The sequence below is a fragment of the Pantoea sp. VS1 genome, assembly GCF_002207995.1.
Taxonomy (GTDB): domain Bacteria; phylum Pseudomonadota; class Gammaproteobacteria; order Enterobacterales; family Enterobacteriaceae; genus Pantoea; species Pantoea dispersa.
This window is the reverse complement of the sequence record NZ_NHZE01000166.1, coordinates 1-24,738: the sequence shown is the minus strand read 5'-3', so window position 1 is coordinate 24,738 and position 24,738 is coordinate 1. Positions and strand designations below refer to the sequence as shown.

Here is a 24,738-nt window from a genome sequence, read left to right as displayed (position 1 = left end):
GGCGATCGTCGCCGTTGTGTTGATTGCAGTACAGGCTGATATCGTTGCCGTCGTAGACAATAAAGCGCCAGCCCGGCAGCTGAAAGGCATAGTAACTTTTTGGCAGCGGCAGCGCGTCATCGAGGTGATGCGCGATGGTCTGGGCGTCGTGATTCCCCAGCACCACGGCATGCGGATGGAGTAGCCGATCGTAGAGCGGCAGCAGCGTGGCATAGCTGGCCCAGTGGCGATCCACCAGATCGCCGAGCGTAACGACAAAATCCAGCGGCTGCTGATTGAGCGCGGTTATCGCCTGCGGCAGCTTATGCAGCGCATGACGATAGTAGAGATTTGCCGGGACATCCGCCTCAACGTCAGCATATTGCGGATCGGCCAGCAGCCCGAAGCGCAGCGTGCCGTCGAGCGGTGCCGCGCGTAAATCCGGTAACTGATACAGCTCAGCGACATCACCCAGCCGCTGGTGTTGCGCTGCGGTTAGCGCATGGGCATATCCCATCTCTGGCTCTCCTTAGCGAATACCGGCACGCATGAATGACTGAATAAACTGCCGCTGGAACAGCAAAAACAGCAGCAGCAGCGGCAAGGTGGTCATCAGTGTTGCTGCCCCAATCAGCGCCCACTGCACGCCCTGCTCCGGCGCAGAAAACAGCTGCAGCCCGACGGTTAACGGACGCACCTGAACCGAGTCGGTGATCACCAGCGGCCAGAGAAAATCGTTCCAGTGGAAGCTGATCGAGACCAGCGCGAACGCCACATAGATTGGCTTTGCCAGCGGAATGTAGATGTGGCGCAGAATGTAAAACCGGCTGGCCCCTTCAACGGTTGCCGCCTCTTCCAGCACCAGCGGAATGCTTTTGAACGTCTGCCGCAGCAGAAAGATGGCGAACGCCGAGGCAAAGTACGGCAGCGCAATGCCGGTCAGGGTATCGCGCAGCCCGAGCGCGCTGATGGTGCGGTAATTATTCAGAATCAGCACATCCGGGCTGATCATCAGCTGCAGCAGAATCAGCGCGAAGAGGAAACCGGAAAATTTCAGGCGGAACCGCACCAGTGCATAAGCGGCCAGCGTGGCCAGCACCAGCTGGACCACCACAATCATCAGCACCAGCAGCGTGGTATTGAGGAAGTAGCGGGCAAACGGTGCCGCGTGCCAGGCATTGATGAAGTTCTCCAGCGTCAGCGGCGCCAGCAGCGAAAAGTGCCCCAGTCCGGCGGCCGGATGAATGGCAATCCACAGCGCCACCAGCATCGGCAAGCTCCACAACAGCGCGGCCAGCCAAATCAGCAGGTTGAGCGCAAAACCGCCCGGAGAGGATGCAGCTTTCATTGATAATGGGCTCGCTTATCCAGCAGATGAAATTTGATCAACGCAATCGATCCGAGGATCACCAGCAGCACTACCGTCATGGCCGACGCGGCTGGCATGTCCCAGAAACTGAACGCGGTACGATAGATATAAAACAGCAGCAGGCTACTGCTGTTGTTTGGGCCGCCGTTGGTCATGGCAATCACCTGATCGACAATGCGGAAGGCGTTCATCGAGGCGTTGATCAGCACAAACAACGTGGTTGGCAGCAGTAGCGGCCACTGCACGCGGCGGAAAAAGTAACCGCGCGATGCGCCTTCAATCGCGGCGGCTTCGCTGAGGCGCGGATCGATCTGCTGCAGCGCGGCTAGATAAAAGATCATGAAAAAGCCCGCCTCGCGCCATACCGAAACCGCCATCAGGCAGTACAGCGTGGTATCCGGCTCGCCGAGCCAGTTGACCGCCGGTAGCGAAAACCATGCCAGCAGGCTATTCAGGATGCCAAGCTGCGGTGTATAGAAAAACAGCCACAGATTGGCGATGGCGATCATCGGCAGCAGCGACGGAATGAAGAAGGCCGCACGCACCAGTGCGTTGCCGCGCAGCCGACGATTGACCGCCAGCGCCATCAGCAGCGCCAGCATTACCGCCAGCGGAATGGTGATCAGCGCATACAGCAGGTTATTCCACAGCGACTGCATAAAAATGTCGTCATCCAGCAGCGCGCGATAGTTATCCAGCCCGACAAAATGGGCCGGATGCGAAGCGCGCGCAGCGCTGAACAGGCTCTGCCACAGCGTGGCCAGTGCCGGGTAATGGGTAAACAGCAGCAGGAAGCTGAGCGCGGGCAGCAGCAGCAAATAGCCGCTGAGCTGCAATGACCACCCGCGCGGGCGCAGCGTGGCGGCGCTGCCAGAGAATGAGCTCATCACGCGGCCGTCACTGATAGTTTTTCAGCAGGCGGTCAGCCTGTTTCTGCGCATCGGCCAGCGCCTGGGCCGGGGTTTTGCTCTGCGTCACCGCTGCTTCAATGGCGTGATTGAGCGCGTCCTGAATCTGCACGCTGTTGTAGGTCGAGAGTTCCGGCTGAGCATATTTCAGCTGCTCACGCGCCACCAGTGCCTGAGGCACCTGCTGCACATAGGCTTTCATTGCCGCCGTGTCCCACGCTGCTGGCGAGGTGGCGACATAGCCGGTAGCGATACTCCAGCGCGCGGCCTGTTCCGGTGCAGTGACCCAGCGGATGAAGCGCATCGCCGCCTGCTGCTGCGCCGGTGAGGCGCTTTTGAACACGTACAGGTTGCCGCCACCGGTCGGGCTGCCGCGCTGGGTTTTCTCCGGCAGCATGGCGACGCCAAACGGGAAGGTCGCGTTGTCGTGCACGTTGGTCAGGTTGCCGGTGGTGGTGACCATCATGGCCGTTTTGCCGCTGATGAAATCCTGCGGCGTGGTGCCCCAGGCAATCGCACCCTTCGGCGACACTTCCTCTTTCTGGCCGAGATCGGTCAGCCACTGCAGGGTTTCCACGTTGCCCGGCGTGTTGAAATACACGGCGTTGCCCTTGCCGTTATCCAGCCGTCCGCCATTGGTGGCTGCCAGCCCCTGGAAATTCCAGTAGCCGTTCGGCGTGGAAGGGATTTCAATGCCCCACTGGCTGACGCCGCTGGCCTGTTTCAGCGTCAGTTTTTTGCTGTATGCCACCACCTGCTGCCAGGTGGCGGGCGGTGTATTCGGATCGAGGCCGGCTTTCTCAAATGCCTGTTTATTCCAGTACATCACCACGGTTGAGCGCTGAAAAGGCACGCCCCACACTTTGCCCTCAATGCGACGCAAAAAGGCCGGATAGAAGCTGTCGATCCACTGTTTGCCCTCTTCACCCGTGGCTAAATCGCTGGCGGCGACGATGGCACCGGCATCCATCAGCGACCAGGCTTCAATATCGCCCATCACCGCCAGCTGCGGTGCGTTACCGCCGCGAAACGCCGTCAGCGCTTTGGTCACAGTGGTGGCGTAATCGCCGGTGTAGACCGGCTGAATGCTGATCTCAGGGTACTGTTTTTCAAAATCCGCCACCAGGGCTTCCACGGTGTGGCTGACTTTACCGCCGACCGCAATCGGATAGTACATCTGTAACTTCACCGGCTCAGCAGCAAACACCGACGCGGAGGCACACAGCATAACGACACAAGCCAGAGGCGAGAAACGGATCGCAGACATGATTTTCCCTTGAATAAACGACAACGGTTAAACAGCGTATTTTTTCTCAGCGAGCAACATCGGGTGTTCTGCAGCGACACAGCGCTGACCGCTGGTGGTGGAAAACAGGTATTGCCGGCTGGTGGACCACTGCAGGCCGACCAGGCTGTCATCCGTGAAGCGCTGCAGGCCGGGCACTTTGACGGTCAGTGATTCCGTGATGCCGGGCAACCGACAGACCAGCAGCGTATCCGCGCCCATGTATTCGTAGCTCACTACCCGTGCACTCAGCGCGGCCTGCTGCGGGGCGACCAGCTGGATATCCTCCGCGCGCAGGCCCAGACTCAGCGCCGTTTCGCCGGCATAGGTCAGGAGCGGTGTGCTGAGATGGCTGAGGTAGTGATGCGCGCCTTTGCTGTGCAGTGGCAGGATATTCATTGGCGGTGCGCCAATAAACTGCGCGGCAAAACAGCTCGCCGGCTGGTTGTAGAGCTGGTCTGGCGTGCCGTGTTGCTCAATACGGCCATCGTTGAGCAGAATGATGTGATCGGCCATGCTCATCGCTTCGGTCTGATCGTGGGTGACGTACAACATGGTCAGCCCGAGCTGCTTTTGTAGCGCGCGGATTTCGCGCCGCATGCTCTGGCGCAGTTTGGCATCCAGGTTGGATAACGGCTCATCCATCAGGCACAGCGTATTGTTGGCGATCACCGCCCTGCCCAGCGCCACGCGCTGCTGCTGGCCGCCGGAGAGCTGTGAAGGCAGGCGCGCCAGCAGCGGTTCCAGCTCAAGCAGTGCGCTGACCTGCGCCAGCCGGGCGGCAAACTGTTTCTTATCTTCACCGCGCGCCTTCAGGCCAAACAGCAGATTCTCCCGCACGCTCAGGTGAGGAAACAGCGCGTAAGACTGAAACACCATCGACAGCTTGCGCTGCGCCGGTGGCAGAGGCGTGACGTCGGTGTGATTGAAATAAATGCGGCCGCTGTCGGCCGTTTCCAGCCCGGCGAGGGTGCGCAACAGCGTCGATTTACCGCAGCCTGAAGGCCCCAGCAGTGCGACGAAACTGCCTTGCGCCACGTCGAAGCTGATATCCTGCAGCGCGATTTTATCGCCCCAGGTTTTGGTGATGTGTTGCAGCGAGAGATGGCTCATGCATCCGCAGTCCTGAAATCAGAATGGCGGTAAGCTAGCTGAGGCGGATGAAAGATTTATGGCGCTGACGTGACGGTTGGGTGATGGACGGCGACCTGGCGCAGCATCCCCCTCACCCGGCACGCCCGCAGGCCGCGCCGGGCAGGCGTTTATGCGTTACTGTGACATGCTCAGAATGGTGCGGATGTTCTGCGCCGTGGTGGCAATGATGTCGATAGCGCCGGTGCGCAGCGCGCCGAGGATCGCCATGGCTTTGGTGTTTTCAGCGGCAATGGCAATCACGCAGGGAATTTTACGCAGCTCGTCGATACTCAGGCCAATTACCCGGTCGTTCATCACCGTATCCACGTGCTGGCCCTGGGCATTAAAAAAATCATAGCCGGCCACATCACCGGTCACGCCCTGATTGACGCTGGCATCAATGATCTCATGCGGTGTGAACCAGCCGAGCTTAACCATATAGCTGTTTTCGTTCATGTCACCAATGCCCACCAGTGCCACATCCGCTTTGCGCGCGCGGTCGAGCGTCTCTTTGATGGTGCCGTTTTGCATGAAGGCGTCGCGCAGCGCCCGGTTTTCGACGTAAGCCGGGGCGTACAGGGTTTCGCTGATGCCGCCAAACTTTTTGGCCAGCCGGCGGCTGATGTGGTCCGCGTTGATGGCATCCCCCGGACGATGGGTGCCGCCGATGCCGCTGATAAACAGGCAGTTGCGCGTCGGCACCTGACCGGGATAATCGGCGACGGCCGCCACGTTGCGTCCCTGGCCCACGGCGACAATGGCGTTGTCTTTCAGCGACTGCGCGAGATGCGCCGACACCAGCGCAGCCACCTGACGCCGCTGCTCGTCGCTGTCTGGCGAATCGAGGGCAATCAGCGCGCGCTGCAGATGGGGAAAGCGCGTTTGCAACTGCTGTTCCAGCCGCGTACTGAACACCGGATGGTAGCGCACATTGATCTCGACGATGCCCTCTTCACGCGCGCGTTTCAGCAGTCGCCCCACCTTGATACGGGAAATCCCAAACTTACGCGCAATCTCCTCCTGGGTGATTTCGTCCTGATAGTAGGCGACGGCAATTTCCGTCAGCAGCTCGGAGTCCTGAGAAAGCGTGTTTTTTTCCATCCGTTACCTGTCTTGTATCGTCGTGCGGAGTGCTCAGCAGGGAGTTATATCATTGATGCGACTCGCTTCGCCAGCCAGCAACGCCGCGAGTCGCCGCGGCTGTCACGCTTAACGCTGAATGGCGTCAATTTTCAGCATGCGGGCAATAACCTTATCCAGCTCTTGCTGATCGAAGATCTGTTTCCAGTCCGGTTTGATGATCTTCTCGCGGCCATACTCCATGGCGATCATGCAGGCGTCCGAGAACGGGTTGGTGGCGCGGAAAGCCACCGCCAGCGCAATCTGAATATGGCCGTACAGCATGGCCTTCGCTGCCTCTTCCGGGACGCCGCTGTGTTTCACCGTTTCATCCAGCGCCTCTTTCATGAAGGCACCGACCATGCAGGCGACGGTTTCGACCAGCGTCGGCTCCAGATACGCCAGTTGCGTCACCGTGACCCAGTGCACCTGATCAACCGGGCCGTACATCACGCTGATTACCTTACTCAGCTCTGCCTTCTGTTCAGCGCTGCCGCTTTCCCAGGCTGCCGCGACGTGCTGGACGGCAGCAACGCCACCAAACGCATCGGCGTGCTCCTCTTTGGTGTAGCGGGCCAGAAATACTGACGGATGGCACGGGTGCGCGACCGCATACTCGATGCCGTCACGCTGGGCGATCAGGTTGGCGTAGGCCGCGGCCGGATCGAGCGTCAGCAGCACCGCACCGCTTTGCATCTGTGGCACCACGCTTTGCGAGACTTTGCCCAGTACGATATCCGGCACGGCGAGGATCACCACGTCACTCAGCGGCACCACCGACGCGGCATCCGACAGCTCGCGTCCCTGTGCAGTCACCTGCTGCTGCGCCTGCGGTGAATTCTCGCAGTAAAACACCTGATAAGCGCTGTGCTGCAAATTAGCGGAAATACGCATGCCCATTTTGCCGCCTGCGCCGATCACGGTGATGGTTTTCAATGCCTTGCTCATGTTAACGACTCCTGATCTTGTTTACTGCGTAGGAATTCAACGGCGCGGCGGGTCCATTCGGCTTCCCGCGCGCAGGTCTGCGCGGCATCGTCCTGCCACGGCAACCAGTGTTCGATGATTTGGTTGATGTCGCGATCGACCGGCCGCACGCTGGCGATCAGCCGGTCATAATCCAGCTTCCCTTCGCCCATCGGACAGCCGGCCAGGGTAAAACCGACCCAGCCGGCACGGCGGGTAAAAGCGAAATCTTTGATGTGCAGATTGCCGACGCGCGCAGCGGTATTGGCGATCACCTGCTCCTGCAGTTCCAGTCCGGCGACGCAGTTGGCCGGATCGAGACAGACACACAGCCACGGCGAGAGAAAGCGGTTGATCACCGACATCATCGCCGCGCTGCTGACCTGCTCGTAGGTTTCCAGGCACAGCCGCACCTGCTGGCGGGCAAAATCCGGCAGCACGGCAGCAATCAGATTGGCCGCTTCATCCAGCGATGGCCGGTGATCGGCGGTGTTGAACATTGAGCGGACTACGCGCGCGTCGAGAATGGCGGCGATGTGCAGATAGCGGCGCAGGTGCGCGCTGCCGAGACCGCGCGTACCCAGCTCCAGCGTGATGCCAAGCGCATCCGCCTGCTGACGCAGCGCCAGCAGCTGTTCATCTGACCACTGCTCAATCGCCGGGTAGTCGCAGATCTGAAATACTGACACGTCGAGATCGGCGGTGTGCTGCAGCATCTGCGCCAGCGTGAGCGGCTGTGGCACCTGGGGCGACATGCGCCAGAAAAAAGCGTAGGTGCTGAGTCCGATGCGGCTCATGACGGCAGCTCCTCAGCCAGCTCACTGGCTTCCTGCACGATTTGCGCCAGCGCCTGCGGATCGTGGGCAAAGCGGCCGAGGAACAGGCCGTTGACGTCGCCGCCGAGGCGCTGAATCAGACCCGGCCCGGCGCTGCCGCCGTAAATCACCCGCAGCGTGATGCCGTCTGGCGTCGTCAGCTGCTGTAGCCCGCTGCACACCGCGCGGATGTAGCTGTCCGGCGCCGGTTGCGGGGCACCGATGGCCCACTGCGGTTCGTAAGCAAACAACACTTCTCCGTGCAGATTGTGCTGTACTGCCTGCGCCAGCGCCTCCTGCAGCTGCTGCTGGCACAGCGCAATCGCCTGCTCAGGCGTGCCCTGCTGCGGTTCACCGATGCACAGCACCGGGGTCAGGCGATAACGCAGCGCCATCGCCACTTTGGCGGCAATCTGCGTTTTATCTTCATGAAAATGGCGACGGCGTTCGGCGTGACCGATCTCCGCCAGTGAGCACCCCAGCTCCTGCAGCATGCTGGCGCTGACCTCACCGGTCCAGGCGCCGTTTTCCGCCTGACACACGTCCTGCGCGCCGACGCGCACCGGCGTGCCGGCAAAGATCTCCGTCACCGCCGGGATGGCCGGATAAGCGGGCAGCACAAACAGCCCGACATCACCGCGCTGCACCGCCGGATGCTGCGCCAGCGTCGCAACCTCGCGACACCACGCCAGCGTTTGCTGATAGCCGAAATACATTTTCAGGCTGACGCCAAGCCAGATTTTAGGCTGAGCCATAATTACGCTCCCTGTTCAGATGCACTGTGTTCTTTTAACAGATTGCCAACGGTGTTGACGATCATCGCCAGTGAAACCGCACCGGCGTCCGGCGTGCCAACGCTTTTTTCTGCCAGCGGCCGCGCTCGCCCCACTTTCGGTACCAGCTGTGCGGTGGCCTGCGCGGCCTGCTCCGCCACCGCTGCCGCACGTAACCAGGCTTCAGTGAGTGATGCGCCCTGCGCGACCGCAGCGCTCAGCGTGTCGCTAAACGGAACCAGCACGTCAACCATGGTTTTATCACCGACGCGCGCTTTGCCGAAGTGCATAATGCCCTCTTTGGCATCCCGGACGCCGGCAGCGACGCGTGTTGCATCCGCTGCCGCGCTGTCGCCCAGCGCGGTGCCGAGCGCGGTCAGTGCCACGCCCCACAGGGCTCCGGACGTGCCGCCCGCTTTATCCGCCCAGACATCGGCGGCGCGACACAGCAGACTGCCAGCGCCGGCGCCACGCGCGGCCACCTCACGCGCCTTTTCCACTGCGCCGAGTATGCCGCGCTCCATGCCAATGCCGTGATCGCCGTCGCCCGCTACCGCATCAATGTCGCCCAGCTGGCCGGCATGACGCTGAATCATCACTGCCACCGCTTCCAGCAGCTCAAGAACGCGCCGGGCGCTGTGTTGTGATGCGGTGCTGGCCTGCGGTAACGTCTCTTCACGGATCTCTTCGCACTCGGCGGCGCTGAGCGGTTCGGCAATCAGGACGCTGCCTTTGCGGTAGGCTGGCGTATTGGCCGGCGCGCGCCACAGCGTTTCCAGTTCATCATCAAGCCACATCAGCGTCAGCGAGACGCCTGCCATGTTAAAACTGGTGACGAATTCGCCGACATCCGGCTCCACCACCTGCAACTGCGCCGCCGACAGCAGCTGGGCGATGCGGCGATACACCACAAACAGCTCTTCATACTTGACTGAACCGAGACCGTTGAGGATTACCGCCACGCGCTGTCCCGCCACCTGCGCCACATCCGCTGGCCGCTCACTCAGCAGCCGGTCGACAAAGATTTCTGCCAGCTCGTCGGCACGCGGCACCGCCGTTTCGCTGATGCCCGGCTCACCGTGGATGCCCAGCCCGAGCGCCATGCGCCCTTTCTCTACCTCAAACAGTGGATGCGCAGCGCCCGGCAGCGTGCAGCCGGAAAATGCCACGCCGAAGGTGCGGGTGCGATCGTTGGCGTGCTGCGCTTTTTTCAGCACCGTAGCCAGATCGTCACCCGCTTCTGCCGCGGCCGCCGCCACTTTAAACACACACAGATCGCCGGCGACGCCGCGTCGCTTCAGACGCTCATCGTGGCTGGCGCTGGACACATCATCCGTTACCGCCAGCACCTCACAGGCAATACCCTCAGCGCGCAGCCGCTCGCACGCCTGACCAAAATGCAGCACGTCACCGGCATAGTTTCCAAACAGCAACAGCACACCCGCGCCGTTATGCGCCGCGCGCGCGACGTTATAGATTTGCTGCGCTGACGGCGAAGCGAACAGATTGCCCATTGCCGCCCCGTGCGCCAGGCCCTGGCCGACCAATCCGGCAAAGGCGGGATAGTGACCGGAACCGCCACCGACAATCACCGCCACGGTATCCGGCTGGCTGCGCGTGCTGCGCACCACACCACCGCTCACCTGGCGTACTTTATCGGCGTTGGCGGCCACAAAGCCTTCGATCAGTTCCGCGGCAAACGCGGATGGCTGGTTAAACAGGTACGTCATGTTATTGCTCCTGTACAAATGAGGCTGGCAGAGGCTGCGCGCGACGGCGATTGAGGAACAGCATCAATACAGCGGAGAGCAGCATAAAACCGCCGACCACGAACATCGGTAACACATAACTGTGAGTGGCATCATGCAGTGCGCCGGTGATGTAACCGGCGGAGAAACCCGCCACGTTGCCCAGGGTGTTAATCAGCGCAATCGCCGCCGCGGCCGATGCGCCGGTCAGGAACTGCGTTGGCAGCGTCCAGAAATTGGGCAATGCGGCGAAGATGGCGCTGGCCGTTACGGCGATCACCAGGATGGTGGTAAACGGTGAATCCATGTAGAGCGCCAGCGGTACGCTGACGCCGCCCGCGACCGCAGGAATTGCGATGTGCCAGGTTTTACAGCCGCGCCGCGCGGCATCCCGCGACCAGAAAAACATCACGACGGCGGCGATCAGGTACGGCACGCCGGTGATCAGCCCTTTCTGCATCACGTTGAAGGTGGTGCCAAACTGCTGCTGGAAGCCGGCGATAATGGTCGGCAGGAAGAACGCCAGCGCGTACAGGCCGTAAATAAAGCCGAAGTAGATCAGGCACAGCATCCACACGCGGCTGTTGCCCATCACCGAACGCACGCTGTGCGGGTGCTGGCCCTGCTTGTGCTGATGTTCCGCCTCCAGTTCGGCTATCAGCCAGTTTTTCTCGTCGTCATTCAGCCACTTCGCCTGACGCGGCGAGTCCACCAGCCAGAACAGCGCCACAATCCCGATGAGGATCGCCGGCAGCGATACGCCCATAAACATTACGCGCCAGCCCTCCAGGCCAAACAGGCCGTGCTGCTCAATCAGCGAGGCAGCCAGCGGTGCGCCAAATACCACCGTCAGCGGTTGTGCCAGGTAGAACAGCGAGAGAATTTTGCTGCGGTGGCGCGCCGGCACCCACAGGCTGAGATACAGGATGGCGCCCGGGAAGAAACCGGCCTCGGCAATCCCCAGCAGCAGGCGCAGCGTATACAGCCCTTCGACACTGCTGACCCAGGTAAACAGCAGCGAGACGATGCCCCAGCTGATCATGATGCGCGCCAGCCAGCGCCGCGCGCCGAACTTATGCAGCGCCAGGTTGCTGGGCACTTCCAGCAGGATGTAACCAATAAAGAAGATGCCGGAGGCGAGACCAAACTGCAGCGCACTGAGGCCGAGGTCCTGCGTCATGCCGTTTGGGCCGGCAAAGGAAATGGCGGTGCGATCGAGGAAGTTGATAAAGAACATCAGCGCCACAAACGGTACCAGGCGCCAGGAGATTTTGCGGATTGCGGTCTGCTCAACCGCGCTGACAGCAGACTGATTCATAACGCACCTCCGAAACGTGCGCAGTGAGACGGTGTTGGCCAGGCGCAAAACCGGCGCTGGCGACAGACAAAATGCGAGGTAAGAAGCAAATGACACATGTTCGAGTCCTCAATGGGTCTTCTTGTACATGGATAGGGTCATGCGAACAAATGAACACTACACGGATATTTGCTCGCACCTCAAGCGCAGTTGGCGAAAGTGTGACAGTGCGCATGAGATTTGTTTTCGGTGGTATTTTCAGGATTTTTCGCAGCAGAGCGGCGCTGCGCGATCGTTCCATCAGGATGTGTGTGAGATTTTGCGTGGTCGATCGCTAAATCATATGAACACGTATTGAACATATGTTTGATTTTATGGCAGGCTGTCAATGAACATCTAATCACCTGACGAACATATGTGCAGGTGTCAGACCCTGTGTTACTGGAGAGACGTGATGAAAACTATCGCTATTGGTGCCGATGATGCGGCTATCGACCTGAAAAACATCATTAAAAAGCTGCTGGAGGAGCAGGATTATCAGGTAACTGATTACAGTAACGACGCGCAAAATGACCGCCCGATGTATCCGGACATGGCGTTTGCGCTGGCGACGGCGGTGCAGCAAAAGCAGTTTGAGCGCGGCATTTTGCTGTGTGGCACCGGCATCGGCGTCGCGATTGTTGCCAATAAAGTGGAAGGCGTGCGCGCCGCGCAGTGTCATGACACCTTCTCCGCCGAGCGCGCGCGCAAAAGTAATAATGCGCAGATCATGACCATGGGCTCACGCGTAATCGGGCCGGAACTGGCGAAAAACATCGTTAACGCCTGGCTGGCATCCGAGTTTGAAGGGGGCGGTTCGACCGCCAAAGTGGAGAAGATCGGTTACTACGAACAGGTGTCACACGCGAAATAATGGGTTATCGGACGCTGAGTCGCAAAGCCGGCGGCGCCTGAGTGGGTGACATCGCCAGCGGCACGCTGACACGCCTGGCCACTTTGGTGCGTGCCAGCCGTGTCATACCCGGTGTTTTAACTGCCGCTTAGCGTACCGCTGAGCACTGCAGGCGCATCCTGCTGCACCAGAAAGGCGACCAGCAGGGCGTCGCGTTCACCGTGGATAGCCGGCAAGGCAGCGCTATCGCTTACCGCATCGCCCTTTTGCAGTCGCACATCCCCGGTGCGTGCAATACCCTCCAGCACCGTGACCCAGCTGGCATAACCCGGCAAATGCGGCACCTCGATCTGTGCTCCACGATCCAGCCTGACGTCATAGATGTAAACGGCCTGACGCAGCGTCAGCGGCGCCTCACTGTGTTGCTGACCGGCCAGCAGCGTCCACTGGTTGAGCGCCGCCCCTTCTGCCCGGTACACGCTCTGCACCTGCCCTTCACCGCCGCCGGTTGCCGGGCGGATGTACGCCTGCAGCATTTCGCTTTCAATCAGCGGTGCTGACTCTTCATGACGTACCCCACTGCCCGCGTTCACCAGCAGTGCGCGTTTGCCGTTGAGGGCGAGAGTCTCTCCCTCCTCGCGCCGGTACTGCACCGAGCCGCGCCAGACATAGCTGAAAATCTCATCATCCTGATGGCGGCGCATCGGTACCATCGCGCCGGGCTTCAGCGTCATCTGGTCGACAATTGCCAGCGCGCCCAGTGGTTCTCCCGGCCGCTGCCGGCGAATGGTAAAGGGACCGTATTCAAACAGCTGGTCACGCTGCGCTTTAATCACGTTCATCAGTGGCTTCCTTAAAAGTCAGGTTCTGATGACCATCATAAAGGCTGCAAAATTGCGTAACAGTAGGGCTTTTTGTTGGCTTAAATCAGTGGTTTTGAATGACCTTCGTCCGCGCCTTTAGCCTGCTGCAGTACGAAGCTGAGCGCCAGGTGCGGGCTGGTGAGTGGCCGCTGTGGCGCAGGAAAACGCGACGCGGCCCCGGCCATTGACACCTGCGCTAACGCCACCTGAACCGCGCCCTGCTGCTGTCCCTGAGCGACGGCATCGGCGATCAGCGTGTAATAGTCGTCCAGCCGGCCAGCTTTGAATGCGGCCCAGGCATCAGGGATAAGCCTGACTTGCGGACGCTGGTCGGGTGCCAGACGCTCCGGGCAAAACAGCTGGCATGTGCTGTGCAGCGTAGACTCCGCGGCACACAGCACCAGCGCGGGTGCGCCACGGCGATGCACTTCGTCCGCCAGCATACGGTCAGTGCGATAAACCGCACAGTGCTGTTGTGCATCGCGCAGGCTGTCTGCGGCGGCACCTAAGGTAGAGCAGGTAATCAGTATCGCGTCGAACCACGGCGTCAGGCTGAGTAACAGCTGCTCCAGACGCTGCTGCTGGGCCGGCGTCATGCCACCGCTGAGCTCTGCTTCTGCCAGCAGATGTGGCATCACCAGATGGCTGATTTGCTGAGGCGGAATGCCGAGCGACTGTGCGGCGTCATCAAAAATAGCAATATTACTGGCGGCGGTATGCAGGCAGGCAATGGTCACAACGATTCCTTATCGCTTCAGGTTTAGTACGTTGCACTATAGCCGCAATCGGTGACGGAATGCAGCTTTACCGCTGCCTGGCAGGTTTCGCCGGATGCGGTGCGAGGCCGTTTCAACGCCTCACACCGTGCAACCTTCCTTCAGCCGGTCAGCGCGAAGTGCGATCTCAGAACCACACTTCTGCCTGTACGCCAAAGTTCCAGCTACCGCCAGCGGTAAAGCCCGCGCTGCCGAAATCATCGTTCAGCGCATAGTTGTCCAGCGCTTTAGACCAGTTCATCCAGGTCGCGAACAGGCGAATCTCCGGCCGCACCAGCATGTCGTTGATGTTGCCGACTTTAAATGTTGGCGCAAAGGTCAGCTTATACACGTCGCCCTTCACCGCGTTGTACGTCGCGATGCTGCCGCCATCCTGATAGCTGCGGCCATTGGGTTTGAGGTCCATATACAGCCACGACGCTTCATATTGCAGCGCAAAGTTTTCCGTAATCGCCTGGGAGGCGCGCAGGTTGATGGTTGCCCAGTCATAGCGATCGCCTTTGCGGTAGCGATCTTCACTGTGCTGCGCCAGCAGCGACGGGGCGACTGACCAGCGATCGCTGAGTGGCATCACGCCAAAGGTGGCCAGTCGCAGCGCGCTGGCGTTGCGCGTTAAGTCGCCGTCGCCACCGATCTGCCGGGTTTCTGCGCCCAGCCCTTTCCCCCACTGAATGGCGTGAGTGCTGCTGCCCGGTGCCAGTCCGTAGAAGCGGTTTTTATCGTGCCAGGCCAGCATGGTAAACACGCCGTGCTTTGCCGTATCGTCACTGCGCAGCGCATAGCTGCCGGTGGTCGATGCGCGCCCTTTCAGCTCGTCGTTGCCGTTTGCGCTCATGCCGGTCAGCATCCACTGCCAGTTACCGTAAAACTGGTTCGAGGTCAGCAGCAGGTTTTGCACGTTGTTATCGTCGTAGCGGCTGCTGCCCAAGTCGCCAAAACTGCGGCCATAAATGGAGAAATCGCTGCGCCATTGCTCGTTCCATTGCAGGTTGCTGATGCCGCCGCCGGTGCCGCCAAGAAAGACGATATCGGTATCAGTGAAGTGCAGATCAAAATTGTCGCCGTCAAAGCGTTTACCTGCCCACAGCGAGGCATGTTGCGCGGCGCCCCCAAAGCTGGGCAGATCCCCCATTTCGACATACACCTGGCGGATATTCAGATTATTGTCGTTATTCTGCACCCACGGGTCCGGACTGGATGAGCCATCTGCCAGCAGCGCTTTGAAATTGGCCCACGAACCATTACTGAACCGGGTTTGATTATGAAAGCCCAGCTCGATGTAGTGATCTTTTTCATTCCCTAACCGGCCAATATGCGCATCGCCGCCGATCGAACTGGCAGGCGAAATAGCAGGTCCGGCACGTCCACCGCGCCCTTTATCATTAATCAGCAGGCCGGAACGGGCGTAGCCGGAAAAGCGGAACGTGTTGGTTGTTCCGGCACTCGCCTCCTTTTGCTGCTGCTCATCGCGCGCGATTTTCTCTTCCAGCTGGGCCAGACGCTGCTCCAGCGTTAATGACTGTGCCGCTGCACTGCCACCCACCATCATCCCCGCGATAGCCAGCGCCAGGCGCGCGGTTTTAGCCTTATGCATCACCATATTTATCTCTCTTATTATGTCCATTCATTAATTACAACGGGATTGCCTTTGACGCAGCGAGAGCATAAATAAGCGGATTGTGGTTCTTTTTGATCAATATCATTAAATTAAAAAGTGATATTTTACATGAAGTTATAAAATGATTGATTAATTCAAGGTCTGTTTTTACTTAAATGGAAAAATCCTTTGCGACCTGTCTTAAAAGACGGGTGAATTAATTTTTCTTTTCCGATCCCATTCGCAGAATGGCGCTTTTTCCGGCACGGAAAATCTGCTTAGCCTGCAGCAGAAATAAAAAGCAAATTTGCGAGCTGTGCCGCATCGCTTAATGCGGCAACCAGATGAGACGGCGCAATTATTCGGGCAAGCCTGCGCCTCGCTGCTACGCTTAGTGGTTGGATTATCCTTACAAAAGCTGGAGATATTATGAGCAATGACGATCGCAAGCCGACCACCACGGATGCTGGCATTCCGGTAGCCAGCGACGAACATTCTTTGTCCGTCGGTCCAGACGGCCCGCTGATGCTGCACGATCACTACCTGATTGAGCAGATGGCTAACTTCAACCGCGAACGTATTCCAGAGCGTCAGCCGCACGCCAAAGGCAGCGGTGCATTTGGCTATTTTCAGGTGACAGAAGATGTCAGCCGTTACACCAAAGCAGCGGTATTTCAGCCCGGCACCAAAACCGATGTGGTGATGCGCTTCTCCACCGTGGCCGGCGAGCGCGGCAGCCCGGACACCTGGCGCGATCCGCGCGGCTTCGCGATCAAGTTTTACACCAGCGAAGGCAACTACGACATGGTGGGCAATAACACGCCGGTGTTCTTTATCCGTGACCCGATGAAGTTCCAGCACTTTATCCGCTCGCAGAAGCGCCGTGCCGACAACAATCTGCGCGATAACGATATGCAGTGGGATTTCTGGACGCTGTCGCCAGAGTCGGCGCACCAGGTGACCTGGCTGATGGGCGACCGCGGCATTCCGAAAAGCTGGCGCCACATGAATGGTTACTCCAGCCACACCTATATGTGGGTTAACGCCGCCGGGGAAAAATTCTGGGTTAAATACCACTTCAAAACCGATCAGGGTGTGGAGTTCCTGACGCAGGATAACGCCGATCTGCTGGCCGGCCAGGACGGTGATTACCATACGCGCGATCTGTTCACCGCCATCAAAAATGGTGATTTCCCCAGCTGGACGCTGTACATGCAGATCATGCCGTTCGCCGAGGCGGAAACCTACCGCTTCAACCCGTTTGATCTGACCAAGATCTGGCCACACAGCGATTATCCGCTGATTAAAGTCGGCAAACTGATGCTCAACCGTAACCCGACCGACAACCATGCGCAGATTGAACAGGCGGCGTTTGAACCTAACAACCTGGTGCCCGGCATCGGGCTGAGCCCGGATAAGATGCTGATTGGCCGGGTGTTTGCCTATGCCGATGCCCACCGCGCCCGTCTTGGCGTTAACTACAAGCAGATTCCGGTCAACGCCCCGCAGGCACCGGTGCACAGCTACAGCAAGGATGGCGCGATGCGCATCAATCCGGTCAGCGATCCGGTCTACGCGCCGAACTCGAAAGGCGGTCCGGCGGCGGACGGCGAGCGCTACCCGACGGATTCCACCTGGGAAGCGCACGGCAACATGGTGCGCGCGCCCTACACGCTGCGTCAGGATGATGATGACTTTGGCCAGGCCAATACGCTGGTCAATAAAGTGCTGGATGAGGCGGCGCGTGATCGTCTGGTAAATAACGTCAGCGGTCATCTGCTCAACGGCGTGGAGGAGCCGGTGCTGTCGCGCGCGTTTGAGTACTGGCGCAACATCGATCAGACGATTGGCGATCGCATTGCCCAGCGGGTGCAAACCGAGCGCGCAAAGCGTTAATCAGCTGATATCAGAGCAATAAAAAAGGCGCCCGCGGGCGCCTTTTTTGCATCGACAGGATTATTTCAGACGGAACGCCACCACGCTGTCGCCGGCTTTGGTGCCGAGCGAACCGTGACCGCCCGCGGCAATCACCACGTACTGCTTACCGTCGCTGCCCATGTAAGTGGATGGTGTCGCCTGTGCGCCGGCGCTAAGCTCCTGCTGCCACAGCAGTTCGCCGGTGGTGCTGTCATAGGCGCGAATGAAGTTGTCTGCGGTCGCACCGTGGAACACCAGATCGCCGGCCGTCAGCAGTGGCCCGCCGTGCGCCACCATGCCCATCGGGAAGCCAATCGGGAAGCGACCCGGCAGGAAGCTGGTTTTCAGGTTTTTCGTGGTGCCAACGCGACGCAGCCATTCGGTTTTGCCGGTTTTCAAATCCACGCCGACCATGCGGCCCCACGGCGGTGCAATGCATGGAATGCCGAGACCAGAGGCCAGCTGCTGGATGTGGATGGCGTAATCACCGTGGAAGTTTTCGTTCCAGTAAGGCTGGCCATCTTTGGTGAACAGGCGCTCCGTCGCCGTGGCGGGCGTACGCTTGATCAGGTTGTATTTGTAGGCGAGGCGCACCGGTGCGGCAATCAGCATCTGACGCTGCGGATCAACCGCCACCGATCCCCAGTTGAACACCCCGATATTGCCCGGGAACACCAGCGAGCCGCCTTCTGTGGCTGGCGTCCACGGATTGCCGTCATAGCGCAGGCTGCGGAAATCCATACGGCAGGCCATTTGATCAAACGGTGTGATGCCCCACATTGACTTCTCAGTCAGCGGCTGCGGAATAAAGTTCAGGCTGGATACCGGCTGGGTGGCGGCGAATTTCTCGCCCGGCACGCCGCCTTCCGTCGAAACCTTCACGTCGTTCACCGGATAAACCGGCTGGCCGGTCAGGCGATTGAGCACAAACAGGTTGCCGGTTTTGGTCGGCAGGATCACCACCGGCTGTTTCTGGCCCTGATAATCGATATCGACCAGCGATGGCTGTGACGGGTTATCGCGGTCCCACAGATCGTGATGGGAGCTCTGATAGCGCCATTTGAACGCCCCGGTCTGCAGATCGAGCGCCACTAACGCATCACGGAATTTTTCAGTGTTGCTATTGGCATCGCGCTCAATGCCCAGTTCATCCGGCGAGGCGTTGCCAAATGGCACATACACCAGGCCGTTTTTCAGGTCGGCGCTCAGCGTACCCCAGGCCACCGGCGTATCCTGCGGATAGGTCTGGCCAGCAGCTATCGGCGCGGTATTTTGCGGATTAGCCGGATCAAAGTTCCACACCAGACGACCACTTTGCACATCATAGGCGCGAATTACGCCAGAGGGGTTACCGCTGTTGAAGCCGTTATCCATAACCGAGCCGCCGACAATCACCAGATTGCCCGCGACCAGCGGCGCGGCGGTCTGCATCAGCGCGTGTGGACGAACCTCACCCATATTGGCATGCAGATCCACCACACCGTTGTTGCCAAAATCGGCGCACGGTTTGCCGCTGTCGGCATCCAGCGCAATCAGCCGGGCGTCAGTGGTGGCGTTAAAGATGCGCTTGCGGCACATCGCCGGCGTCGCCGCCGTGTCCTGTGCGGCAACCGGTGCGCCCGCGTAATAGCTGACGCCACGGCAGGTCTGATGCTGCTGCAGATAAGAACGATCTTTCGCCGGCGTGTATTTCCACTTCACCGCACCACTCTGCGGATCGAGCGCGTGGACCTCATTGTGCGGCGTACAGAAATAGAGCATGCCGTTGGCTTTCAGCGGCGTGGCTTCGAAGGTGTATTCGGTGGCGTCGTTATCATGACGCAGATCGCCGGTGTGATAGGTCCAGGCCACTTCGAGATTGCGCACGTTCTCTTTGGTGATCTGATTCAGGGCGGAGAAACGCAGGCCGTCGGCGGTGCCGCCGTAGGCGGTCCAGTCAGCGCTCGCACCCTGCTCGCTGTTTTGTTCACGCGCATTGGTGATGGTGCCGGCCTGCGGCAGCGGATCGTAAAAGCACAATCCAATTACCAGCACAATCATGATGGCCACCGTGCTGCCGAGCAGGCCGTGGAAGCGACGCTGTCCCTGATACAGCGGTTTGACCACCCACGGCATCGCCAGCCACAGGCCGATCACGCCAAACAGATCGCCGCGCGGGATCCACTGCCACTTGTCGAAGCCGACTTCCCAGATCATCCATGCCAGCGTGATCCACATCAGCACCGCATACAGGCTCAGCGCGCTGCGCTGATTGCGGAACAGTAAAATGGCGGTGATCAGTAATCCCACCGCCATCAATGCGTAAAATGCGCTGCCGCCCATCATCAGCAGCTTGCCGCCCATATAGAGCAGCGCAACACCCAGAATCGCCAGCACGAGACTGGTCAGTTTGTTTATCATGCGAATCCCTCAACGCTCATCATTATTAACCACCCCAAACTAAAGACACATAAACTCAACAAAATCTTAACTTACGTAACCATTAGTTAAAAATCTGCCTGGCGGCGTGTCGTTAGTGCCGCTTATCAATGTAGCTCTGCTCCTTCCTGCTGCGCCCCGCTTCGCTCGTAGTGTGAGTGAAATCACGTTTCAATTTTGTTGGAGGAAATTAATCAATCATCAGGAAAATCCGCATTTTTTGATAACGCAGCGTGCGATATGACTCAAGGCGCGGCAGGCGTGCTTCCCGGCAGCCTGCAATTTGTCGGCGCATGTATTTCTGGTGAAATTATTTAATTGATTAGTGGTGTACAAATGCGATTTGTCCTGGTCATGTCAGAACCGGATGCTAAAAAAGCAGGCAACGCTGCGCTTTGCCCTAAAAATAACGTTTGTCCGGCGCAGTGACATTGATAAATGAAATAGCGTATTTCTTATTTTGAGAGTTTCCTTAGCCTGTCTGCCTAATTAATCGGTGATATACATTATCTGACTGCTCTGCGGCAAAGCCGCTTATAAAAAGAAGGTTATTATGATCAGCGCAGACGCTTTTTATCGCAAATTACGTTTTCCATTTAAACTCACACACGCTGCCATTAAATTTCCCGTGGCCAATGCGCACGCCCGGCAATATCAGGTCCTGTCAGCAGAACAGACCATCGATCTGCTGCTCAGCGATGACCGGCTCTCAGTGTGCCGCTATGGGGATGGGGAACTGGAAATGACGCTATTTAAGAATATAGGCTTTCAGTCTTTTGATGAACGCCTCTCCATTCGCCTGAAAGAGATCATGCGCCGTGGCACGCAGAGCGATAATCGCTGTCTGATGTGTATGCCTGATGCCTTTCGCGGTACCGGGAATATGCGTTTTGGCTCAGCGCTTTTCTGGTTTTTTCATAAAGCGTTTTTCTTTCGCCACTATGAGCATTTATTAAAGAAAGGCTATCGCTATGGTAATACGTCGGTAACGCGACCTTATCATGATTATAAAGATAAACAGCCGGCAGCGCGTATTTTTGCCAAATTTAAACAGCTGTTTCATGATAAAAAAATTCTGATTGTTGAGGGTAGCGGCACACGCCTCGGTCTCGGTAACGATCTGCTGGATGGCGCGCGGCAGATCCGGCGCATTACCACCCTCAACCGTAACGCCTTTTCGGTTTATAACGAGCTATACAGTAATGTGCTGGCGCACGCGCGCGAGTTCGACATGGTATTGATCTCTCTTGGCCCGACGGCAACCGTGCTGGCTTACGACCTCAGTCAGCACGGCATTCGCTGCATCGATACCGGCCATATCGATATTGAGTACGAGTGGATGCGCAGCGCGGCACGCACTAAGGTGCAGGTCGCGGGGAAAAATGTGAATGAGGTCGGTTTATTACAGAGTGACGAACAGCAGGAAGCGGATGCGCATTACCGCAGCCAGATTCTGCTGCACGTTGGCTTAGGTCAGGAGCCACTGCGCAGTGCCGCGGTGGTCACGCAGCCGATAGTGTGATGCAGCGCACCGAAACCGATCGTGCCCGCGATCGGTTTGGTGCAGTACGCTCAGGTAGCGGGTATTTATCAGCCAGCGCGATGGTTCCGACTGAGGCGGCGCGGGCAATATACCATGGCGGACACTAATTAGTTAGCAGCCTTAGCAATCTGGCATTACCTTTGCTTAATGATTCCTGTGTTCATTTTCAGGAGTCGCATGATGAAAGCGTCCTCAACCCGCTACACCATTTTCTCGCTGCTGTTTCTCATCGCACTGATTAACTACATCGACCGCGGTGCGCTGTCGTTCGCCGCCAACGCCATCTCGCAGGAATTTCACTTCAGTAAAGTGCAGCTCGGTGCCGTGCTGGGCTACTTTGGCTTTGGCTATCTGTTCGGGTCGCTGTGCGGCGGCTTCCTTGCCGACCGGCTGGGCACTAAAAAGGTCTGGCTGATGGCTGGCATTCTGTGGTCGCTGCTGGAGATCGCCACCGCCTGGGCCGGAGAGCTGGGCATGGCGCTGTTTGGCGGCTCGGCGATCATGGGGTTTGCTGCACTGCGCGTGCTGTTTGGCTTCAGCGAAGGGCCGGCCTACGCGTTGATGAACAAAACCATCGCCCACTGGGCACCGGATAACGAACGCGGTTTCGCGCTGGGAATTGGCCTGCTGAGCACCCAGGTGGGCTCGCTGCTGACCGCACCGATTGCCGTCGGACTGCTGCTGCTCACCAACGACTGGCGCATGATGTTTATGCTGCTCGGCGCGTTTTCACTGCTGGCGATGCTGCTGTTTGCCCGCCACTTTACTGATACGCCACAGCAACATCCGCGCGCCAATGCCGTCGAGCGTCAGCTGATCATTGCCGGGCAACGCCAGCAGCCGCAGGACGAAGGCGCGCTGCCCTGGTGGCGCTTCTTCACCAGCCGCACGCTGGTGTGCAACGCGCTGGGCTATTTCAGTTTCCTCTACATCACCTTTACCCTGGTGACCTGGCTGCCGAAATATCTGCAGGATAATTTTCACTATGACCTGCACTCGCTGTGGTATGTGGCGATGATCCCGTGGAGCGGTGCCTGCCTGACGGTGCTGCTGGGCGGGCGCATCGCCGATCGCCTGCTGGCACGCTTTAACAATCTGCGGCTGGCGCGCAACCTGTTTGCCGCCGTGACGCTGTGCGCCACCGCCTGCTGCTTTATGGCTATTCCCTGGGTCGGATCTGCTGCCGGGATTATCGCGCTGATGACGCTCGGCAACGCGCTCAATGCGCTGGTGAATAACGTCTACTGGTCGGTCGTGATTGACGTGACGCCGAAGGCATCGGTCGGCACCTTCAGCGGCATGACGCTGGCCATCGCCAACCTCGCGTCGATCATTTCACCGATGCTGTGCGGCTGGCTGGCGCAGTACTACGGTTATAACGCCATGTTTACCGTCACCGCCTGTATCGCCTTTGGCAGCATGCTGGCCATGACGCTGCTGCAGCCGGAGAAACGCCTGCAAGCCGATGCGCCGCCAGCCGCCGCGCAGCAGGCCGTGTAAGGGTTATCGTCCGTGCCGCTGGCAGAAGGCGGCGATATCCGGCGACTGAAAATCCGCCAGGTGCGCCATCAGCTTCTCCAGCGGCCAGTTCCACCAGGCAATCGCCTGCAGCTGCGCTGCGATGTCGGCGCTGAAACGGGCGCGAATCGGTTTCGCCGGCACACCTCCGACAATGGTGTAAGGCGGCACATCTTTACTCACCACCGCCCCGGCCGCCAGCACGGCGCCGTCACCGACCGTCACGCCAGGCAGGACAATCACGCCGTGACCGATCCACACATCGTGACCAATGATCACCCGATCGGCACGGCGTACGGCGAAGAAACCGGCATCGCGCTGCGCGTGGCTGTCGTAATACTCCGGGCAGTAGGTGAAGCGATGCTGTGAGGCGCGATCCATCGGATGATTCGGTGCCCCGATACGCACCTGATTGGCGATGGCCGTGAAGCGGCCAATCTGCGCATCCGCCACGCAGCAGTGTTCCCCAAGGTAGGAAAAATCACCCAGTTCGCTGTATTCCAGATAACTGTGCGCCAGAATTTCACACTGCTGACCAATCTGCGTGTCGCGCAGACGGACGCTGGGATCGATCGCGGTGTGTTGCAGTTTAGCGGGAGGCTGTGTGGAAGAAATCATAAAGCAGGTGCTCCGTTGTGGTCAGATGTCTGGATAAGTGGTTGCCTCAACGCAACCGCGAGCCACAACACTAGAGCGGGAAGATGACAGGAATGCTATCGTGTTGCTCCACCGGGAGATCTTCAGGAGAAAATGGAATGAAAGCGTCCCTGCCGTTATTAGCCTTGCTATTCAGTACCGCCCCCGCCTTTGCCGCCCTGCCGCCCGACATCAAAGCCGGAGAAATTGTGCAGGTCGAACTGGCGCAGCTGCATCCCACTCAGGCCGCCATTGGTTATCGCCAGCTGGATTACAAGCAGCATCGTTATCAGGCCGATCCGGAAAAGCTGTTCGATGACTATTGCGAAAGCATGGGACAAAAAGGGGTGAAAAGTTTCACGCCGCGCTCCACCGTGCGCGATCCGGCCAGTTTCAGCTGTAAGGCGCCGGTCGGCAGCGAGCCCGGCCCGATGAAAACCGCGGTGATCGGTCCGGATAATCAACTGTACCTGACTGATGGTCACCATACGTTCAGCAACTTTGCGGACATGGCCGGCCTGTCAACGCCGGTGCAGGTGCGCATTACCGATGATTTCCGCCCGCTGAAAAGCCAGGCTGCTTTCTGGCAGAAAATGGCGGCGGCACATCTGGTATGGCTGGAGACGCCAAACGGTAAAATCGCCCCCGAAGCGCTGCCGCAGGAGCTGGGTCGCCAGCATATGCAGGATGATGAGTATCGTTCGCTGATCTATTTTGTGCGCGATATCGGCTTCGATAAGCCAGACAACCCGCCGCCGTTCCTGGAATTCTTCTGGGGACAGTGGCTGAGCCGGGAACTGCCGCTGAAAGCGTTCAACCTGCGCGACCGCGACGGCTACGCCGCAGCGGTGAAAAAGGTGGCGGAGAAGATGGTGAGCGTGCCGAAGGATACGGTGATTGCGCAGAGTGATAGCGGTCCGCTGACGGCGCAGGCGCTCGGTGCCAGAGACGCGGTGAACCAGAAGTCGCTGCACAAGTTAAGCGCCGATAACGGTAAGCTGAGCTGGGCGTTTAAACGTTAAGCGGGCTGGGTAGTGTTGGGGTTATCCAGGTGCGCATCAAGGTACAAACCGAGCACATGGGTAACACTTTAGACCGGGCACATGGGTAACAGTTATAAACGGCATAGCAGAGGAGACTCACTATGCCCTGGACTGAGACTGTTACCATGCAACGCCCTGAATT

The 24,738-nt window shown here is 58.9% G+C and carries 22 protein-coding genes; 6 read left to right on the top strand and 16 right to left on the bottom strand.

Features of this window, described 5'->3' with window-relative positions; all coding sequences use genetic code 11:
• The 11 genes from CBW22_RS25620 to CBW22_RS25570 form a co-directional block, all read right to left on the bottom strand.
• Nucleotides 1-496, bottom strand: a 496-nt coding sequence (locus tag CBW22_RS25620; RefSeq protein ID WP_176428204.1) for a metallophosphoesterase, incomplete at its 3' end; no start/stop codon positions are given.
• Nucleotides 497-508: 12 nt separating this feature from the next.
• Nucleotides 509-1,327 (bottom strand): carbohydrate ABC transporter permease, encoded by an 819-nt coding sequence (locus CBW22_RS25615; protein WP_088518237.1) that lies wholly within the window; start codon nucleotides 1,325-1,327, stop codon nucleotides 509-511.
• A complete protein-coding gene (locus tag CBW22_RS25610; RefSeq protein ID WP_088518236.1) occupies nucleotides 1,324-2,235 on the bottom strand; it encodes a carbohydrate ABC transporter permease in 912 nt (303 codons plus the stop codon). Before CBW22_RS25610 ends, CBW22_RS25615 begins: the two co-directional genes overlap by 4 nt.
• Before the next feature lie 10 nt (nucleotides 2,236-2,245).
• Entirely contained in the window at nucleotides 2,246-3,523 is a 1,278-nt protein-coding gene (locus CBW22_RS25605; protein ID WP_088518235.1) for an ABC transporter substrate-binding protein, read from the bottom strand.
• A gap of 27 nt (nucleotides 3,524-3,550) precedes the next feature.
• Nucleotides 3,551-4,654, bottom strand: coding sequence for an ABC transporter ATP-binding protein (locus tag CBW22_RS25600; RefSeq protein ID WP_088518234.1), 1,104 nt, complete (start codon nucleotides 4,652-4,654; stop codon nucleotides 3,551-3,553).
• 156 nt (nucleotides 4,655-4,810) lie between these two features.
• Entirely contained in the window at nucleotides 4,811-5,776 is a 966-nt protein-coding gene (locus CBW22_RS25595) for a sugar-binding transcriptional regulator (RefSeq protein WP_021506007.1), read from the bottom strand.
• Nucleotides 5,777-5,884: 108 nt separating this feature from the next.
• Complete coding sequence (locus CBW22_RS25590) at nucleotides 5,885-6,742, bottom strand: phosphogluconate dehydrogenase C-terminal domain-containing protein (protein WP_088518233.1); 858 nt, start codon at nucleotides 6,740-6,742, stop codon at nucleotides 5,885-5,887.
• Nucleotides 6,739-7,557 (bottom strand): sugar phosphate isomerase/epimerase family protein, encoded by an 819-nt coding sequence (locus CBW22_RS25585; RefSeq protein WP_058758582.1) that lies wholly within the window; start codon nucleotides 7,555-7,557, stop codon nucleotides 6,739-6,741. Before CBW22_RS25585 ends, CBW22_RS25590 begins: the two co-directional genes overlap by 4 nt.
• On the bottom strand, nucleotides 7,554-8,330 hold the full coding sequence (locus CBW22_RS25580) for a triose-phosphate isomerase family protein (protein ID WP_088518232.1): 777 nt from the start codon (nucleotides 8,328-8,330) through the stop codon (nucleotides 7,554-7,556). Before CBW22_RS25580 ends, CBW22_RS25585 begins: the two co-directional genes overlap by 4 nt.
• A 2-nt stretch (nucleotides 8,331-8,332) precedes the next feature.
• Nucleotides 8,333-10,078 (bottom strand): dihydroxyacetone kinase family protein, encoded by a 1,746-nt coding sequence (locus CBW22_RS25575; protein ID WP_088518231.1) that lies wholly within the window; start codon nucleotides 10,076-10,078, stop codon nucleotides 8,333-8,335.
• Between the two features lies 1 nt (nucleotide 10,079).
• Complete coding sequence (locus tag CBW22_RS25570; protein ID WP_058769829.1) at nucleotides 10,080-11,414, bottom strand: MFS transporter; 1,335 nt, start codon at nucleotides 11,412-11,414, stop codon at nucleotides 10,080-10,082.
• Between the two features lie 433 nt (nucleotides 11,415-11,847).
• Here CBW22_RS25570 and CBW22_RS25565 point away from each other — a divergent pair, with 433 nt between their 5' ends.
• Entirely contained in the window at nucleotides 11,848-12,306 is a 459-nt protein-coding gene (locus CBW22_RS25565; protein ID WP_088518230.1) for an RpiB/LacA/LacB family sugar-phosphate isomerase, read from the top strand.
• A 116-nt stretch (nucleotides 12,307-12,422) separates the two neighbouring features.
• Here the strand turns inward: CBW22_RS25565 and CBW22_RS25560 are convergent, their stop codons facing one another.
• The 3 genes from CBW22_RS25560 to CBW22_RS25550 form a co-directional block, all read right to left on the bottom strand.
• Complete coding sequence (locus tag CBW22_RS25560) at nucleotides 12,423-13,127, bottom strand: pirin family protein (protein ID WP_088518229.1); 705 nt, start codon at nucleotides 13,125-13,127, stop codon at nucleotides 12,423-12,425.
• Nucleotides 13,128-13,207: 80 nt separating this feature from the next.
• Nucleotides 13,208-13,885: a glutamate racemase gene (locus CBW22_RS25555; RefSeq protein ID WP_088518228.1), complete on the bottom strand. Its 678-nt coding sequence runs from the start codon at nucleotides 13,883-13,885 to the stop codon at nucleotides 13,208-13,210.
• 166 nt (nucleotides 13,886-14,051) lie between these two features.
• Nucleotides 14,052-15,473, bottom strand: coding sequence for a carbohydrate porin (locus CBW22_RS25550; protein ID WP_370586264.1), 1,422 nt, complete (start codon nucleotides 15,471-15,473; stop codon nucleotides 14,052-14,054).
• Between the two features lie 477 nt (nucleotides 15,474-15,950).
• On the opposite strand from CBW22_RS25550, the gene CBW22_RS25545 reads away from it, so the two are divergent.
• Nucleotides 15,951-17,417, top strand: coding sequence for a catalase (locus CBW22_RS25545; protein WP_088518227.1), 1,467 nt, complete (start codon nucleotides 15,951-15,953; stop codon nucleotides 17,415-17,417).
• A gap of 60 nt (nucleotides 17,418-17,477) precedes the next feature.
• On the opposite strand, the gene CBW22_RS25540 is transcribed toward CBW22_RS25545, so the two are convergent.
• Nucleotides 17,478-19,838, bottom strand: a complete 2,361-nt coding sequence (locus CBW22_RS25540; protein WP_088518226.1) for a membrane-bound PQQ-dependent dehydrogenase, glucose/quinate/shikimate family — start codon at nucleotides 19,836-19,838, stop codon at nucleotides 17,478-17,480.
• A 195-nt stretch (nucleotides 19,839-20,033) separates the two neighbouring features.
• Between CBW22_RS25540 and CBW22_RS26465 the strand changes: the two genes are divergently transcribed.
• The 3 genes from CBW22_RS26465 to CBW22_RS25530 all read left to right on the top strand — a co-directional run bounded on the left by CBW22_RS26465 (nucleotide 20,034) and on the right by CBW22_RS25530 (nucleotide 22,899).
• Nucleotides 20,034-20,174 (top strand): hypothetical protein, encoded by a 141-nt coding sequence (locus CBW22_RS26465; RefSeq protein WP_176428203.1) that lies wholly within the window; start codon nucleotides 20,034-20,036, stop codon nucleotides 20,172-20,174.
• Nucleotides 20,175-20,409: 235 nt separating this feature from the next.
• On the top strand, nucleotides 20,410-21,378 hold the full coding sequence (locus tag CBW22_RS25535) for a GT-D fold domain-containing glycosyltransferase (RefSeq protein ID WP_088518225.1): 969 nt from the start codon (nucleotides 20,410-20,412) through the stop codon (nucleotides 21,376-21,378).
• A gap of 201 nt (nucleotides 21,379-21,579) precedes the next feature.
• On the top strand, nucleotides 21,580-22,899 hold the full coding sequence (locus CBW22_RS25530) for an MFS transporter (RefSeq protein WP_058769834.1): 1,320 nt from the start codon (nucleotides 21,580-21,582) through the stop codon (nucleotides 22,897-22,899).
• Between the two features lie 3 nt (nucleotides 22,900-22,902).
• Here the strand turns inward: CBW22_RS25530 and CBW22_RS25525 are convergent, their stop codons facing one another.
• The gene (locus CBW22_RS25525; protein WP_088518224.1) at nucleotides 22,903-23,535 is read right to left on the bottom strand and encodes a DapH/DapD/GlmU-related protein; all 633 of its coding nucleotides are present in this window, start codon (nucleotides 23,533-23,535) and stop codon (nucleotides 22,903-22,905) included.
• Between the two features lie 137 nt (nucleotides 23,536-23,672).
• Between CBW22_RS25525 and CBW22_RS25520 the strand changes: the two genes are divergently transcribed.
• Entirely contained in the window at nucleotides 23,673-24,575 is a 903-nt protein-coding gene (locus CBW22_RS25520; RefSeq protein WP_088518223.1) for a ParB/Srx family N-terminal domain-containing protein, read from the top strand.
• The last annotated feature ends 163 nt before the right edge of the window (nucleotides 24,576-24,738 follow it).